At 38.2% G+C, this 18,215-nt stretch carries 7 protein-coding genes; all 7 read left to right on the forward strand.

Features of this window, described 5'->3' with window-relative positions; genetic code table 11:
* The first annotated feature begins 29 nt into the window (after positions 1-29).
* The 7 genes from AC1EU5_RS10665 to AC1EU5_RS10695 all read left to right on the forward strand — a co-directional run bounded on the left by AC1EU5_RS10665 (position 30) and on the right by AC1EU5_RS10695 (position 18,191).
* A complete protein-coding gene (locus AC1EU5_RS10665) occupies positions 30-2,525 on the forward strand; it encodes an endo-acting ulvan lysase-like protein (RefSeq protein ID WP_480192374.1) in 2,496 nt (831 codons plus the stop codon).
* Between the two features lie 332 nt (positions 2,526-2,857).
* Entirely contained in the window at positions 2,858-4,180 is a 1,323-nt protein-coding gene (locus tag AC1EU5_RS10670; RefSeq protein WP_480192375.1) for a family 43 glycosylhydrolase, read from the forward strand.
* 81 nt (positions 4,181-4,261) lie between these two features.
* The gene (locus AC1EU5_RS10675; protein ID WP_480192376.1) at positions 4,262-6,490 is read left to right on the forward strand and encodes a glycoside hydrolase family 3 N-terminal domain-containing protein; all 2,229 of its coding nucleotides are present in this window, start codon (positions 4,262-4,264) and stop codon (positions 6,488-6,490) included.
* Between the two features lie 3 nt (positions 6,491-6,493).
* Complete coding sequence (locus AC1EU5_RS10680; RefSeq protein ID WP_480192377.1) at positions 6,494-7,627, forward strand: glycoside hydrolase family 88/105 protein; 1,134 nt, start codon at positions 6,494-6,496, stop codon at positions 7,625-7,627.
* A gap of 131 nt (positions 7,628-7,758) precedes the next feature.
* Positions 7,759-11,217 (forward strand): glycosyl hydrolase, encoded by a 3,459-nt coding sequence (locus AC1EU5_RS10685; protein WP_480192378.1) that lies wholly within the window; start codon positions 7,759-7,761, stop codon positions 11,215-11,217.
* Positions 11,218-11,593: 376 nt separating this feature from the next.
* Positions 11,594-15,130 carry a glycosyl hydrolase gene (locus tag AC1EU5_RS10690; protein ID WP_480192379.1) on the forward strand — a complete coding sequence of 1,179 codons (3,537 nt, stop codon included), beginning with the start codon at positions 11,594-11,596 and terminating at the stop codon, positions 15,128-15,130.
* Between the two features lie 223 nt (positions 15,131-15,353).
* Positions 15,354-18,191, forward strand: a complete 2,838-nt coding sequence (locus tag AC1EU5_RS10695) for a DUF1549 domain-containing protein (protein ID WP_480192380.1) — start codon at positions 15,354-15,356, stop codon at positions 18,189-18,191.
* Positions 18,192-18,215: the final 24 nt, after the last annotated feature.

Raw genomic sequence — 18,215 nt, forward strand, 5'->3', positions numbered from 1 at the left:
ATAGCATATGCTTCGTCATTAGTATAAGTATGTATGGTCAAAAAGTACAGCGTCCTTTTATTTGGGTAACGAGCAGCGAGCGAAGCCACATTCTCGATAAGATTGAAAATAAAGCCTGGGCAAAGTCAACGTTTCAAAAACTCAAATTCAGGGCAGATTCAATCGTAAAAATACATGCACAAGGACCGGAGAATTTTTTAAAAGATTTTCCCTTTGATTGGGATGCTGAACAGCCAGGTAAAACACCACCGCTAACGTACACAGATATTGATGGCCCTAAAGGTCATAGCAACCTTGACAATGCCAGTGAATCGGACCTTGCCAACTTTAATAAACTTTCAAAATACTTACAACTGGCAATCGAGTGTGGGGTGGTGTATTATTTGACCGAGAAAGAGACTTATGCACAATGTGCGACTGATATTCTTAGTGCTGCAATACAAGGCATAGTTCAATTAGAGCCTTCTAATTGGTCAGGTCGAGGTGGTTGGCTTTGTCCTGACGATATCTTGCGCGAATCAAGACGAATTGGTGAAAAATTTCCCATTGCTTACGATTTTGTGGCCGCATTTATTAAGAAAGGTGGTAAGACCTATGATGTGGGTAAAAAATCAATGATAGCTTTTCCTGAAAGAAAAGCACAACAAGTCTTTCGAACCTATGCTAAATTAGTCGTTGAACATGGAATGATCAACTCAAATCATCCTGTTTTAGAAGCAAATTGTTTAGTATATAACGCGCTTGCGTTAGAAGATATTGATGAAAGAAATAAGCATCTCAACTACTTTCTCAGTAAGAATACACCACATCAAGACGCCCTAACAAAAATTTCAGAAAGCTATAAAACGCTAGGAGATATCTGGCCAGAAACTTCACAATACACGAATGATGTTGCAAAGCGCACAACCTTATTGATGTACTTATTAGTAAAGTATGATTCAAGTCTAGATCTGGGGCAACACTATGTGAATATTCCTTGGGCGCTACAACGCTTGGATTATTTGGTATATCCCAATGGTGATTTAATTCTTTGGGGAGATGGGCATAGAAAATATAAAACTCCCTATCAAGCTTATGAAACAGCATATGAATTAGGTAAAATTGATGAGGTACCCATTCTTGTTGAACGTTTTGGAAACTTATTGGGTAGTGCAACGGCAAAAGGTAACTATTCGAGACATGGTTTAGAGGCCTTATTATGGTTTTCTGAGGAATTTGAAGAAAAACCACAATCAATTGATTTACCTAGAACCGATGAACAGCCTCATGCAGGAATATTCCTTCAACGCAATATAAGTTCCACTCGTAATCCGGATGACGGTTTGATGTGTTTTGTTGGAGGTGCACCTATGGTACATGGGCATGCCTCTGGAATGAACATTGAATTGTATGGTGAAGGCAAAGTATTGGGTATTGATAACGGTCGTGGCCGCTATGCCAAGGATATTCACGAAAACTACTCTCGCCTCTTTGCTGCACATAATACTGTTATCGTTAATGGTGCCTCTCAAGGAGAGGGACACTGGGTGAATTTAGGCATGGATACTGTTCGCTTAAAAGTGATGGAGCCTATGCCTACCAAAACTGCGGTTTCTCCCAATTACTCTTTTACAACTACCACTTTTTTTGATGGAGGTGGTGATGGAGCAGAGGCCAAACAAGAACGAACTTTAGCCTTAATTAGAACATCACCAACCACTGGATACTACGTTGACGTTTTCCGATCAAAATCAGCGTTACCGAATGAATTCCATGACTATCTCTATCACAATTTGGGGGAGTCCGTAAATTTTTTAAATCAAGACTTAGCCCTTGAAGCTGACCCCAAAAGGTACCAAAAGAATGCTAAAGATAAATGGATTAGAAATCGTATCTATCGAAATCCCGGATGGCATTTTTTCACAGATGTTATGACCTCAAAAACCTATAATAGATCAGTAGAGGTTTTATTCAAGGCCGAAAAATTCAAGGATAAAAAAAGGTATATGAAGGTGTTCTTACCAGGGTTCGAAGACAGAACCTATACTAAAGTTAAAGCGCCAAAAAGCTTCGAAGCCCCAGAGCCCTATAACTCCATGCCAACGCCAACCTTGGTTGTACGCCAACAAGGAGAGGCCTGGAATCGTCCTTTTGTTGCGGTTTTTGAACCGTTTTCTTCTCAGGGTAATACGATTACTTCAGTCGAAAAATTACTACATAATGGTGAATTCAAGGGATTAAAGGTGATTAGCGAGATTGATGGTAAAATAATCGAGCAGTTTATCATTACACAAAACAAAAAAGAACTGTATGAAAATAAGAAAGAGCGATTTTCTTTTAGCGGTTCTTTTGCTGTCATAACTAGAATTGTAGACCAAAAATTATTGAATATCTATGTAGGTGATGGGTATGAGCTCAATTACAATGCTATTCAAATTAGCTCAAAGGACGGAGAATCAATAAGAGCCTATTTAGATTTTTCAAAACCCAATCACTCCACTAATACCTCAGAAAACGCTCAGGTTCATATTGGTCTAAAAGAATAGATCTCAAATGTATGGGTAGACACTTAATCTGCTCGCTAACGACTTGGTCTATTGCTAATAGTTAAAGGCATAAATGCTAGGTATGTCAAACAGTATAGTGCAGGATGCCAGATTTTTGCTCAAAGGCTATTTTAGAGACTTAGTAGAATGATATAGAAATTAGGAGAAGATCAAAATGTCACACCATCGACTAATTTGTAATGTTTAAAACAGACGACAGTTTATCAATAGCCATAGATTCATCATTAAGTGAAATGAAGTACAAGTAATGAGCAATGCAGGTGTTAAGATTTGACATAACAAAGAATAGGGCACTAATCATGATGTTTTTCATGAGTTTCGTGCTGCCAGGGCATGCACAAAATCCCATAGTTCCAAATAAAGGATTGAATGACCCACACATTCATATTTTTAATGACACGGCTTATGTGTATGCATCACATGATAAATCTGCAAACAATACTAGATTCATTATGGAAGATTGGTGGGTTTGGTCGTCTCCAGATTTGGTAAATTGGAAGCAGGCAAGTGTGTTAAAGCCAAAAGATACATATATAGGCGATGATTTTCAAGGATGTTGGGCGACCGACGTAGGGTATCGTAATGGTAAATACTACTGGTACTTTTCAGAAAGAAATAAGCAAACGGGTGTTGTTGTTGGCGAAAGTCCCACTGGTCCTTGGACAGACCCTCTTGGTGAGCCTTTACTTACTTCCGAGCTAACTCCGACTCATGAATACGATATGGCAATTTTCGAAGAAGATGGCGAGCATTATATCATTTTTGGTGTTTGGAATTATTATATAGCGAAACTAAATGATGATATGATAAGCTTGGCTGAAACGCCAAAGAAAATTGAGATTAAAAATCCGAGAGGGCCGTACAACCTTGATGGAAAAAATAAAGAGAAACCTACAGATGACAAACCTTCGGTACATAAATATAACGGCAAATATTACCTGTCATGGGGCTGCTTTTATGCAATGTCTGACAACCTATATGGCCCGTATGATTATAAAGATACCGTTATAAAAAAGGAGAGTTTTGCACCCGGTTATGATGCACCTACCTGGCCACATGGTTTTTTGCAAGGAAGGCATGGTAACTTCTTCGAATGGAATAATCAGTGGTATTACACCTATTGTGATATCAGCCAAACCGGTAATCGTTACTTTAGAGATGCTTTCATAAGCTATGTACATTACAAGAAAAATGGTGAAATGGCACCCATACGAATTGACGGCATTGGTGTGGGTCGTTACGAAGCGAATCAACCGCGAATAGAGGCTGAAGATTACTTCAAAGCCATTGGTTTTGAAAAAGTTGAACATGCTGACAACGTATTCAGTGTGCGTACGAAAGAAAAAGTGGCTGTTCTAAATTTTCCTAATGTGGAAGGGCTGGAATCGGCAAAAAAAATCAAATTATTCGTTGCAGGAACAACACCAAATATATTTACGATAGAAATTAGAAAGGATGGTCAAAATGGAACCTTGTTAGGCGCCAGTAAAATTAATGTATCAAATAATCCTGCTTCTTTTCAAGAATTGACTATTGATTTGATGCCAATGAATACCATAGAAAACTTATCCATAATAATTAAAAAATTCAATACAAAGGAAATTCGGCTTGATGCTTTTTCCTTTATCAAATAAGATACGATGAACAATTACATTAAGTATACATCCATGAATAAATTTCTCACTAGATCATTAAAAGTCATACTTCTGATTTTTATGCTCTCTTGTTCCAATGAGAAGAACGAAGAAGCCCAAAATAGCGCAAACAATACTCGCCAAATTGACGAAAAGGTTGATGCATTGATTGCTAAAATGTCTATCGAAGAGAAAGTTGCCCAAATGCGTATTTTTCATGCAAACATAGGTGTGAAGTCAGATGAAGAGGGTAACTTGATCTTATCAGACAGAGTTAAGGAAAAACTAAAACTAGGTATAGCAGGTATTAAGAATCCCGGTGAACATATCAGCCCTATCGCGGCAGCCAAACTAAATAATGAATTACAGAAATATATTATTGAAAATAACAGATGGGGCATTCCTGCCTTGTTTGTCACCGAATCTTACAACGGTGTAGATGCCGAAGGTTGTACAAAATTTGGTAGACCCCTAACATCTGCAGCTTCGTTTAATCCAGAATTGGTCAATCGTATGTGGGATGTTGTTGGAAGAGAAGCTCGTTTACGAGGAATGCACATGTGTCACTCTCCGGAAGCTGATATTGTTCGTGACCCACGGTTCGGACGAATGAGTGAGGCCTTTGGTGAAGATACCTATCTAACAACTCAAATGGTCACAAATGCCATAAAAGGTGTTCAAGGTAATTATGAAGGTTTAGGAAATGGCACACATATCGGGGCTGTTGCCAAGCATTTTGCGGGATATGGTCAGGTACTAGGAGGTCGAAATTTTGCGGCAGTCGAGATTTCTCCCCGAACCTTGATCGATGAAATCTACCCACCCTTTGAAGCAGCCGTTAAAGATGCGAGATCTCTAGGCATTATGGCATCACATGGTGATTTAAATGGCATTGCAAGCCACGGAAATCCAGAACTTCTTACGGGAGTACTTCGTGATGAATGGGGGTTTGATGGATATTTGGTATCAGATTCAAATGACATCGCACGATTATTTTATTTTATGAAAGTAGCAGAGACTCCGGAAGCTGCTGCATTAATGGGACTTGAAGCAGGGATTGATGTCGACCTTTATGCAGAAGATTCATATGCACTTCTTCCTAAAATGGTAAAGGAAAATCCCGAAATCGAAAAGCTGATTGATCGCTCTGTAAGACGTGTATTACGTACAAAGTTTATTTTGGGATTATTTGACGACCCCTATATTGATTTAAATGATGTGGAAAAAGAGGTGAGGTCTGAATCTTCATTAGCATTGGCAAAAGAGGCCGATCTGGAGTCTATTATACTATTAAAGAACGAAAATGATGCCTTGCCCTTAGATAAAAATAAGCCGACTAAAATAGCATTATTAGGGCCACTTTTAAGTGAAGATACTCAAGCTAATTTTGAAGCTGTTGCAGGAGACAACATCCGTTTTACTTCCGAAAAAGGATTTAATTTAACAGATGAAAAAAGGGGAGTACCTAACTTATTAGAAAGAAATCCGAATGCTATTAACAAAATGATGACGATTGCGCGTCAATCGGATGTTGTAATTTTATATTTAGGAGGTGATGAACACACCGCAAAAGAAGCTTATTTTAATGGAACGCTGGGTGATAGAGCAACGATTGAACCCGTCGGTCAACAAGATGAACTCATTACCAAGATTAAAGCATTAGGAAAACCTGTAATTGTCGTATTGAAACATCGAAGAACTTTAGCAATCAACACCATTTCTGAAATGGCAGATGCGATCTTGGATATTTGGGATCTAAGTGAGTTTGGTGATCAATCAACAGCAAAAATAATTTTTGGTGAAGTGTCCCCCTCAGGAAAATTACCTGTTACAGTACCTCGCTCAATCGGGCAATTACCATTTCACTACAGTCAAAAAGAAATTAATTATAAGAAAGGATATTTATTTCTGGAAGAAGGGCCTTTATACCCGTTTGGTTTCGGACTTAGCTATGCAAAATTTGAATATTCCAATATCCAAATTTCTGATACTTTGATGACTCCTGATACGAAGCTCAACGTAAGTGTAGATGTTACCAATGTCGGTAAGGTTAAGGCAAAGGAAACGGTTCAACTCTATTTAAAAGATGAAATCAGATCGGTTTCTCCTCCAGATAAAGAACTAAAAGGTTTCGAGAAAATTGAATTGGCACCGGGTGAAATGAAAAAAGTTTCATTTGCGATAGATCCTAAAATGCTTGAATTTACAGGACTTGAGATGAAAAAAATATTGGAACCGGGCAAGTATAAGGTAATGCTTGGAACTTCCTCACAGGAACATTTGGAAACAACATTCACACTAAAAAAATAAAAAATGAAGAAACTAATAACAAAACTTTTGGTTGTTTTTATGCTATTTAATTGTACTGCGGTTCAAGAGGTTGTAACTCAAGAGCCTATAGATAAATCTAAAATAAAGGCATCAATGATAAAAGCTCTGGAGTGGCAAGAAGTGCATCCTATTATGGCATTAGCGCCTACTGACTGGACCAATGGTGCTTATTACGTAGGAGTTGCGAGAGCACATAAAACCACAAAAGATATGATGTATATGGCTGCCTTAAAAAATCAAGGTTACCGAAACAATTGGCAAACATTTAAAAGATTACACCATGCAGATGATGTTGCTATCTCATATAGCTATTTATATGTCGATAAAACGGAGCGCAGAAGAAATTTTGTGGATTTAGAACCTACAAAGAAATTCATAGATGCACATTTATATGAACCCGATAGTTGGAAAGAAGGTACAGATAAAAGTGCAATGGGTAAAACGATTCTATGGTGGTGGTGTGACGCCTTATTTATGGCTCCACCTGTTATAAATCTCTATGCGAAACATACAAAGCAACCAAAGTATTTAGAGGATATGCATAAATACTACATGGAGACGTATAATCAGTTGTATGATAAAGAGGAGCATTTATTTGCTCGAGATATGCGCTTTGTATGGAAAGGGTCAGAAAAAGATGAAAAAGAACCAAATGGAAAAAAAATATTCTGGTCTAGAGGCAATGGGTGGGTGCTTGCAGGCTTGGCATTGCTTTTAGAAGATTTGCCCAAGGATTATGAGCACCGTAGCTTCTATGAAAAGTTATACAAAGAAATGGCAGCGAAAATTTTAAGTATTCAACCCAATGATGGTCTATGGCGTACTAGTTTACTTTCTCCCGAATCGTATGATCATGGAGAAGTAAGTGGAAGTGGTTTTTACACCTTTGCACTGGCATGGGGTGTTAATAATGGACTCTTAGATAAAGCAAAGTATACGCCTGCTGTAAAAAAAGCATGGAATGCCCTGGCCGCGTGTCAACATGATGATGGCCGTGTTGGTTGGGTGCAAAATATTGGAGCATTTCCAGAACCAGCCTCAGCCGACAGTTGGCAAAACTTTGGAACCGGTGCTTTTTTGATGGCCGGAAGTGAGATACTAAAACTAGCAGATTAGATAGGTCCTATTTCCAAAAAGTATTCACTGCCTTGGCCTTATCCGTTAAATAGTGAGGCGAGGCAGGGTTAATAAAAACGATTTTAATAAGGTAATATTGTTGCTTATAATTTGAGTAAATACCTTTATTTATGAAACATAATTTATTAGTTTTATTAGGGACAGTTTTATTTTTGGGTTGTCAATCAGAGAATAAAGATTCCGTCAACACTACCGATGGAGTACATTTAATAGAACTAAGTCAAAATTTCAAATCACCTTCGCAAAAGTACTATCCTGAAACTTGGTTTCACCTTAATGGCAATAATATTAGCAAGGAAGGCTTAACCTTAGATTTAGAAGCTATAAAGGAAGCCGGATTACAGGGTATTCATTTATTTAATAAATCGGGAAGGCTTTATCCCAACGTGGAACCCATTAAAATTCTATCACCAGAATGGGAAGACATGATTCGGCATGCAGCAGATGAATGTAAGCGCTTAGGTTTAAAATTCACCATGCAAAATTGTCCAGGTTGGTCAATGACTGGTGGTCCTTGGGTGCCTGTGGAGGAGGCACAACGCGAGGTGGTTGAGTCAGTTTACAGAGTTTCAGGTGGACAAACCTATAATGACGTATTAGAATTAGATTCTTTATATAAGACTTCAGATTTCAACTATCAAGATATTCAAGTATTAGCTTTCCCAACACCAGAAGGAGATGATTTAGAACCCTTAAATCCTTCAAAAATTGAAACTAATAATAGTGCAGTGCCTTGGGAAGCGATTTTTAATCCAAATTCTAAACTCATCGTTACACGAAAAAATACGTATTTAGATAAACCTTTAAAAACTTATAGAAATCAAGGAATTACAAAAGTAAATGATGCTAATTCTTGGGTAAAAACTGTCTTTGATGATGCTGTGACATTACGCAATATTACCTTTCCGCAACTACGTCACATCATTGTAGGTACGCAATATCCAAAAGTAGATGTAGCTCTTAAAGTTGAAGCCATTGTTGATGGCGAACTAAAAATAATTACAACTGTAAAGCTACCTGATGCCAATTGGAATGATCGTCGTAAACATCTCACGTTGGCGATTCCTGAAACCACATCAAATATATTTGTATTTACGTTTCAAGGCAATCATAAAATAGCACCAGAATTTATTCGATTAAGTTCAAATCCAAAACTTCATAATCACCAAGCTAAAGCGGCTAAAGTATTGCGTCGTCTTAAAGACGATGTACAAATTGATTATGCCCAAAACACCATTATCAAATCCAATGCAATTATTAATCTTTCTGATAAAATGACTTCCGAAGGGCAATTAATTTGGGACGTTCCCGAAGGCAATTGGACCATTGTACGTTTTGGTCATATCAACATGCGATTAACCAATAAACCTGCAGTACCCGAAGCTACGGGTTGGGAATCTAGTAAGTTGGATAAAGTTTCTATTGAAAATCATTTAAGAAACGGCATGATTGGAAACTTAATTAAGGATGGAGGTCCAATTGGTGATGGAAAATTACACGGTTTGTTAATTGATAGCTGGGAAAGCCATGTGCCTACTTGGACCATGAATTCTGAAGATATGTTTGCCGAGTTCGAAAATCGAAGAGGTTATAGTATGAAAACCTATTTACCTGTTACAATGGGTTATATCGTTGAAAGTCCAGAAATAACGACTAAGTTTTTACGAGATTTACGACATACCATGGATGAGGTGTTTATTGATAATTTCTTTACACATTTTGCAACGGTTGCGCACGATATGGGAGCGGAAGTATATACCGAAGGTGCCGGAGGCGAAGTTTTACCTATTGATCCTATGCGTTATTACGGAGTTAGCGATATTCCAATGACTGAGTTTTGGTATCCTAAAGAACCATCTGCCCAAAGAGAATATGCAAAACCAATATTTAATGCAGCATCTGCAGTACACCTATATAATAAGCCAGTTTTGGCTGCCGAAGCTTGCACGCAAGTAGGTGTAAAATGGAATGAACATCCATTTTCGGTTAAATATTTAATCGACTATAATTTTACAAAGGGTGTCAATCATTTGGTGTTTCATACCTTTTCACATACACCACAAACTGATGTATTTCCAGGATCTAGTTTTGGAGGTAACATCGGTTTTCCATTAGTACGTCAGCAAACCTGGTGGCCATACATGAAAGATTGGACGGACTATTTAGCTCGAAACCAGTATGTTTTGCAACAAGGTGAATTTGTTGCCGATGTATTAAGATACTATGGAGACCATTTTGAGCGTCCACCATTCGACTTAGATTATTTTCCTAAAGGTTATCGTTTTGACTATTTAAATGCTGAAATATTACACGATAAGTTGAGTGTTAAAGAGGGTAAAATTCGTGTAGAGAATGCAGGAGATTATCGCATCATTACTCTTAGAGATTCAAAAGAAATGTTATTGTCTACGGTAAAGAAACTAAAAGAATTAGTGCTGGCAGGAGCCGTGATTCTTGGTGAAAAACCATTAGGTTCACCTAGTTTAATGGATGATGAGAATGATTTAGAAGAATTATCCTCAATAGCCGATGAGTTATGGGGAAATACGATTGAAGGTGTAAAACAAGTAGGAAAAGGAAAAGTGTATTGGGGAAAATCACTTGATGCTGTTTTAGAAGCTGAGCGTATTGCTCAAGATGTTATTGTTCAAGATGATTTAGATATAAAATGGATTCACCGAGAAACGGCCGACGCACATATTTATTTTGTCGCTTCAAATCATGATAAACCAGTTGATGTTTCATTGAGTTTTAGAGTAACGGGTGTATACCCTCAATTATGGAATGCCTTTACGGGCGAACAACAAGAAGCAAAAGTTTGGAGTACATCAGATGATAGAACCAATGTGGCTTTATCTTTTGCACCAAGTGGAAGTATAATTGTGGTGTTTTCAAAAGGTGATAAATTGCCTTATGCTTCAAAAGTAACCTATAATAATGAGGTTATTTTAAATGCTGAAACTGGGTGGTATAATATTCATGATACAGAAGATTTTCCGAGCATATCTTGGGAAGGTAATAATTTGCTTGCTTCAGAAGCAGGCGTATATACTTTTTTTCAAAATGGGAATAAAACATCTAAAACCATTACATTCAATGAGCAACCCCTACAAACAGATTGGAAATTATCTTTTAATGAAGGTTGGGAGACTCCGAAGTCGATTCAAATTTCAGAATTAAAATCACTTACTGAACTTGATAATGATGCTGTAAAACATTATTCTGGCACAATAACCTACGTTAAAACAATTGAGGTTAAAGCAACTGGAAAAACCACTTTATTAGATTTAGGAGAAGTGGCAAACATTGCAGAGCTTTGGTGTAATGATAAGAAAGTTGGTGTAAAATGGGCACCTCCATTTGTTTTTGATATTTCGAATGATATTAAAAAAGGCCAAAACACCATTGAGGTCAAAGTAACCAATACGTGGCGCAATCAACTCATTTTTGACAATACAAGGTCCGAAAGTGAGAAGAAAACCTGGACCACAAATCCACCTAAACAAAACGAGACTGAATTGGAGGTTTCTGGCTTGATAGGTCCTGTTGTGTTAAAAACAATCCAATGAAATAAACAGCAATAATATCAAAAGTGATCAATGCATACAAGAAATCGGTACTACATTTTTATACATGATTGTGCGGGATAGTTTAATGTATTGAACTTGTTATTATTGTTCTCATTTCAAACCATTTTGTTTTATTATATGGATAGTACGAATTGGATATTTCAATTCTTAGGACGCTTACACCTTATTCGTCCATTTTCCGATAGGACTACTCGTATTGAATTTATTTTGAAGCGCCACCATCAGAGGGAAGTGTAAAGTATTAAGAGATCGAATTAACAGGATGGTATATTTAGGAGCTGCTATTCCATATTTGGAATTCAATGAAGGTAAAAGAGTTGTACAATCACCGGGTCCTATAAAGGGTAAATAGAAAATGCAAAGAGCACCAAGTACATATCAAATTTCGATTCTTGTCGTTTTTCTTTTTTTGAGTGTCGCATGCCTTTGTAGCACCAAGCTCTATGCCAACGAAACTAGCCTTAAAGTTTTGACTAAATTTCAAAAAAATGATTCACTTGAAATTGGTTTTAAGTCCCCACCGCCCTCAGCAAAACCCCGCACATGGTGGCATTGGCTAAATGGTAACGTATCGAAGTCCGGTATCACCAAAGATTTGGAGGCCATGAAGGCCGTTGGTATTCAGGAGGCACAATTATTCAATGTTAAACTAACCTTGCCAGATGGGCCTGTCAAATATCTGAGCCCTGAATGGTTGTCCCTTTTTAAGTTTGCAGCCCAGGAAGCTAAACGATTAGACATGGAACTTGCTTTTCATAACGGCGCAGGTTGGTCATCCAGTGGAGGGCCATGGATCACTCCAGAACATGCCATGCAGACCGTGGTATACAGTGAGATGGTGCTGGTAGGGGGTAAACGGTTACGAGAGCAATTACCACAACCGGAAATGAAACATAATTACTATAAAGACATTGCCGTACTTGCCTTTCCAAGACCCACAAATACTGCGAAAATAGAAGAGCTGGACTATAAAAATCTTTCAGGCAGGGTGCGCAATCATCTATACCCAAATACCAAAGCAATTCCCCAATCGGCCATCATAAAGAAAAACATGGTGATTGATCTAACCGATAAGGTTTCAGAAGCGGGTATTTTAGAATGGAATGTACCAACAGGTGAATGGGTCGTATTGCGATTAGGGCACACGCCCACGGGTAAAAGTAACCATCCTTCACCTGAGTCTGGTAAGGGTCTTGAATGTGACAAAATGAGTAAAGAGGCGGTTGATGTTTTTTGGCAAGGGGGGATACAGCCAATTATTGAGGAACTCGGCGATCTGGTTGGTACAGTGGTCAACAATTGTTTGATTGATAGTTATGAAGTGGGAACCACCAACTGGACAAAAGGATTTGATCAACAATTCAAGCGATTGAGAGGCTATGACCTACTGCGGTACTTGCCCTCAGTAGCGGGCTACTTTGTAGATAGCGGTGAGGTTACCGAACGCTTTCTATGGGATTTTAGAAGAACCATCGGTGATTTAATGGCGGAGAATTATTACGGCCGTTTTAGAGAGCTTTGTCATAAAAACGGACTTAAATTCTCAGTTGAGCCTTATTGGGGGCCATTTGATAATATGCAAGTAGGGGCAACCGGTGATATTGTCATGTGCGAATTTTGGAGCGGAGGATACCCCTTTTTCGATTCGCCAAAGTTTGTGTCTTCAATAGCACATTTAAATGGAAGCTCGATTGTAGGAGCCGAATCGTTTACAGGAATTGGTGGGTGGGACGAACACCCGGCATTATTAAAATCTATTGGAGATAGGGCCTGGGCGCAGGGTATTAACCGTTTTATATTCCACACCTATGTACACCAACCTTGGGACGTCGGTCCGGGATTGGCACTTAGTTATCATGGCACCGATTTTAATAGACTGAACACTTGGTGGTATCAAGGAAAAGGGTTTATGGATTATATCGCACGATCCCAATTTCTATTGCAGCAAGGGAAGAGCGTAACCGACGTTCTGGTATTTACAGGAGAATCGTCACCGAATAACGCCTTGCTCATGCCCGAAATCAAGGCCATGGGGTACGACTATGATTTGATTGGATACAATAAATTGATGGAGCTGACCGTAGAAAATGGCAAATTGAAAACTGTCGTTGGTGGCGAATATGCAGTATTGGTTTTACCCGATATTGCATGGATGCGACCTCAAACCCTTCAAAAAATTGCTGATCTGGCTAAAAAGGGTGCTACCATCTTGGGGCGGCCACCATTAAAATCACCGAGTCTTGAAGGATACCCGAAATGTGACGAGAGGGTAAGGCAATTAACACAAGAACTTTGGTCAACAGGCCTGATAAAAAATAGTTCAATTGCTTCATTTTTAGAGAATACTGAAATTCCGTCTGATTTTAGTGTTGCAAAAGGTGATGCATCTGAGATTAGTTTTATTCATAGAAAAACCCCAAACGCCGATATTTACTTTATAGCCAATGCCAAGAAGGAAAGTGTGAACCATCAATTCAGGTTTAGGGTTGCCAACAAACAACCGGAACTATGGGATTCGCAAACCGGTCAAATTACGAAACCAGCTGTTTGGCAGCATAATGACGATGGTACCACCACTGTACCGATAACCCTAGATGCAGAAGGTTCGATTTTTGTTGTATTTAGAAATGCTTCTACTGAGTTGTCTCATTTGGTGGAAACCAGTTTCGAACTTGAAATGCCCACCCCCAAACCCATATCCAACCTTAAGATTATAAAAGCAGAATTCGGTACCTTTTTACAAGAAGGATTAGTAGACATCACAGAAAAAGTCTCCCAAGCCGTAAATGACGGAAAACTGGATATTAGAGCAACCCGACATTTCTGCGACTGCGACCCGGCGATGGGCTACAAAAAAGAATTTAGAATGCGCTATCAAACAGGTGACAGCATAAAAGAAATGAGCGTTCAAGAACTGGAAAACGTTAAAGTGTCAAGCGATGGAGAGCTAAAAATAGTTAGGGCAATTTTCGGTAAATTCAAACCTGAGACTTGGGGTGTGCCCGAAAAATATCCCATCATTGACCTTACCGAAAAAGTAAAAGATTTGAAAATGAATGGGCAATTAGAAATACTGGTTGATGAAAAGCTTGTCCATGGGTTAAAGGCTGAAGGTCCTAAACCTTTATTACGTGTCACCTATACTATTGATGGATTACCACATACCATTTATATTCCCAAAGGGCAGTATCTTAACCTTACGAGTGAACGACTTCAACCTACTTTCGCGCTTGAAAGTGATGGTATTAAGTGGATATCTCCTTATCCCGGAACGCTAACATACACCAAATCGTCAGGAGCCACAAAAGACAAAGAGGTACGATCAGTACCGAAACCTCAAGAGCTTAACGGGCCTTGGGAGGTAACGTTTTCATCACAACAGGAAAAAACTATTTTTAATAAGCTATCATCATGGTCTGATTCAGAAGAGGAGTCCATCCGTTATTTTTCAGGAACCGCCATCTACAAAAAAGAGTTTGAGGTTAGAAAAAAGTCATTGAAACCTGACCTGACTTTTGAGTTAGATCTTGGCAGCGTTCATGTTATGGCAGAAGTTATCTTGAACGGCACTTCTTTAGGGATATTATGGAAGGCTCCATTTAGAATCAATATCGATCAGGCCTTAAAAAAGGGGACAAATCAGCTAGAACTTAAAGTGACCAATCTCTGGGTCAATTCATTGATTGGCGACGAACGTTTTCCGCTAGATGTTGCATACTACCCTAAAGGTATTAAATCATGGCCTACATGGTTAGATACCTCCAAAATCCGCACTTCTGGTCGCAAAACCTTTGCAAGTCATTCGCATTGGCAATCAGATTCAGGACTTTTAAGTTCGGGCCTGTTAGGCCCTGTGCGCATCATTGCATATAAGAGCGTTCTGTTAGATTAATATAAAAAAGAGCAACATAAAAAATGCGATATCAAAAGTTAATACTTTTAAACTTCGAGTAGGATATGAAGCGCATTTTATGCTAATAATGCATAACAAAAATAAGATTTCTTAAGACCATGACTTTATCGTTTCTGATAATGTAGCACCCCATTGTACGGGATAGTTTAATGTATTGAACTTGTTATTATTGTTCTAATTTCAAACCATTTTGTTGTATTATATGGATAGCACAAATTGGATACTTCAATTCTTAGGACGCTTACACCCTTTATTAGTCCATTTTCCGATAGGACTGCTTGTGGTGGCACTTATTTTTGAGGCGTTTACCATTGGAGGAAAGCGTAAAGGATTAAGAGATGGAATCAACTGGATGGTATATGTAGGGGCTGCTGTTGCCAGTTTCTCTGCGCTTTTTGGTTGGTTATTACGTTCGCAAGAAGATTACAATAGTGATTTGGTCGATAATCATCAATATACTGGCATTGCCACAGCAATTTTAGCATTGATTACTGCTTTCATTTTATGGAATACATCGAAGAAAAAATTTAAAAATTTAAAAGTATATCGATTCTTTTTGATTGTCACAGTAGTTGTGTTAGGGATAGCGGGACATTTAGGAGCCAGCATTACCCATGGAGAAGATTATTTATCGTTTGTTTTGCCGGGTAGTGAAGATGGCTATGATACGTATAAGGCTACAGCCCTGCTTTCTGAATTCGATAATTCTGATACACTTTCAACGCTACAAAAAGATAAATTAAACCTCGAAGTCAGAGCTATTTTTGCCCATAAATGTTATCAATGTCATAGTGAAAACAAGCAAAAAGGCGAATTAATACTAGAGCATAAAGAAGGTGTATTTAAAGGAGGAGAATCCGGGGTCTCCATTGTTGCCGGTAAACCTGAAGAAAGTGAGTTGTTTAGGCGTATTACGCTTCCGGCAAACCATAAAGAAGTAATGCCCGAGAAAGGAAAATTGTTGAACGATAGTCAGATCTCCATAATTAAACTATGGATTGAGAATGGAGCACATTGGTCAGATAAGGAGGTTAAAATATTTCCAGAAGCCAAAATGGCACTTCAAAAGCCTGCGTTACCTTTAGCAACAAATCAAAATCACCCGGTTGATAAATGGGTTGATCAATATTTCACAAAGCATCAAATTGATTGGCCGGAGATCGTTGATGATAGAACTTTTATTCGGCGCGTATATATGGATATTGTTGGATTACTACCTCAACCTGAAGCGATTCAAGAATTTACTCGAGATACGAAGCTCAATAAAAGAGAAGTATTAATTGATTCGTTATTAGCGGATAATAAGAATTACACGCAGCACTGGTTAAGTTTTTGGAACGACCTGTTGCGAAACGATTACAGCGGAACAGGATTTATTACAGGTGGTAGAGAAGAAATTACGCAATGGCTCTATACATCTTTAATACACAACAATTCTTATGATCAGATGGTCAAAGAACTAGTCAATCCTATACAAGGCTCCCAAGGTTTTATAAAGGGTATAAAATGGAGGGGTGTTGTAAATGCCAGTCAGCGCACAGAAATGCAGGCTGCGCAGAATATAGGGCAATCTCTTTTAGGTGTTAATGTGAAGTGTGCGTCCTGTCATAACAGTTTTGTGAGTAACGTATCACTCAAACAAGCCTATGATTTTGCGGCAATTTTTTCGGACACCATATTAGAATTAAATCGATGTGATAAACCTATTGGTAAGATGGCAAAACCCGATTTTCTGTATCCCGAATTAGGAAGTGTAGAAGGGGAAACGATTGAAGATCGTTTATCACAGCTCTCTGAAGTTATGGTAAAGCGAGATAATGGGAGATTATACCGAACCATTACGAATCGTTTTTGGGATCGTTTGATGGGAAGAGGCATAATTGAACCGCTGGATGAAATGGACAATACTCCATGGAATGATGATTTATTAGATTGGTTAGCTGTTGATTTTATCGATTCTGGTTCAGATTTGAAACATTTACTAAAACGCATAATGAACTCTAAGGCCTATCAATTGCCAACGGTCAACTACAAAACATTAGAAGAACTCAAGGAAGAATACGTGTTTAAAGGGCCGGTTGTACGACGTTTAAGTGCTGAACAGTTTTCAGATGCTATTAGTCAGGTTGTAGCCCCAGTTTATGTCGCTGTAGAATTTAATCCTAACGAAGAAAAGATGCCAGCATTACGCATTTGGCATCATGAAAAAGACTTAACGAATACAGTATTGCCACTACCCGGAAAACGGTATTTTAGAAAATCATTTAAACTTTCTAGAGGACGCATAAAACAGGCTTCGGTTTTAATATCGGTAGACGATTCTTATAAATTATTTATAAATGGAAAGCATGTGGGAGAAGGCAATAATTGGACGAATGTTGGGAAATACAATGTCACAAACCTTTTAAATATGGGTAATAATATTATTGCTATTGAAGGAAATAATGTTGGAAAAATGGACAATCCGGCAAGTATTTTATTCGCGATGAAAGTTACTTTTGATGATAATAAAACCTTTAATCTCTATTCCGACAAAACATGGATTAGCACGGACAAAACGCCTAAGACTAATTGGACGAATTTAAAGTTTGATGATAGTAAATGGGTTGAAGTTCGTGATTACGGAACGAACAATTGGAGTAAGCTACTAGAATTTACGTTCAAAGATCATGAAAAAACGTTTGCGAGAGCCAGCTTGGTTAAACAGCATTCTTTTTTGAAAGCTTTAGGAAGACCAAACAGAGAAATTGTAACTACGAAAAGAGAAGAACAAGCTACTTTGCTGCAAGCCTTAGAATTGACCAATGGTGGATTTTTTAATGGCGTGTTAGAGCAGGGCGCGGAAAAATGGCTCAACAAATATGGTAACAATAGCGGTTTAATTGTTAATTCGTTGTATCAGGAATTACTAGGAAGGCATCCTTCTTCTGATGAGCAAAAGATTTTAATGGCTTCTTTAGGTAATCAACCAAATATAGAACAAGTTCAAGATGTAATTTGGTCGGTTTTAATGTCTCCTGAATTTCAATTTATTAACTGATGAAAATAGATGAGGGGTGATGAA

The organism is Maritimimonas sp. 2405UD52-3, assembly GCF_056591715.1.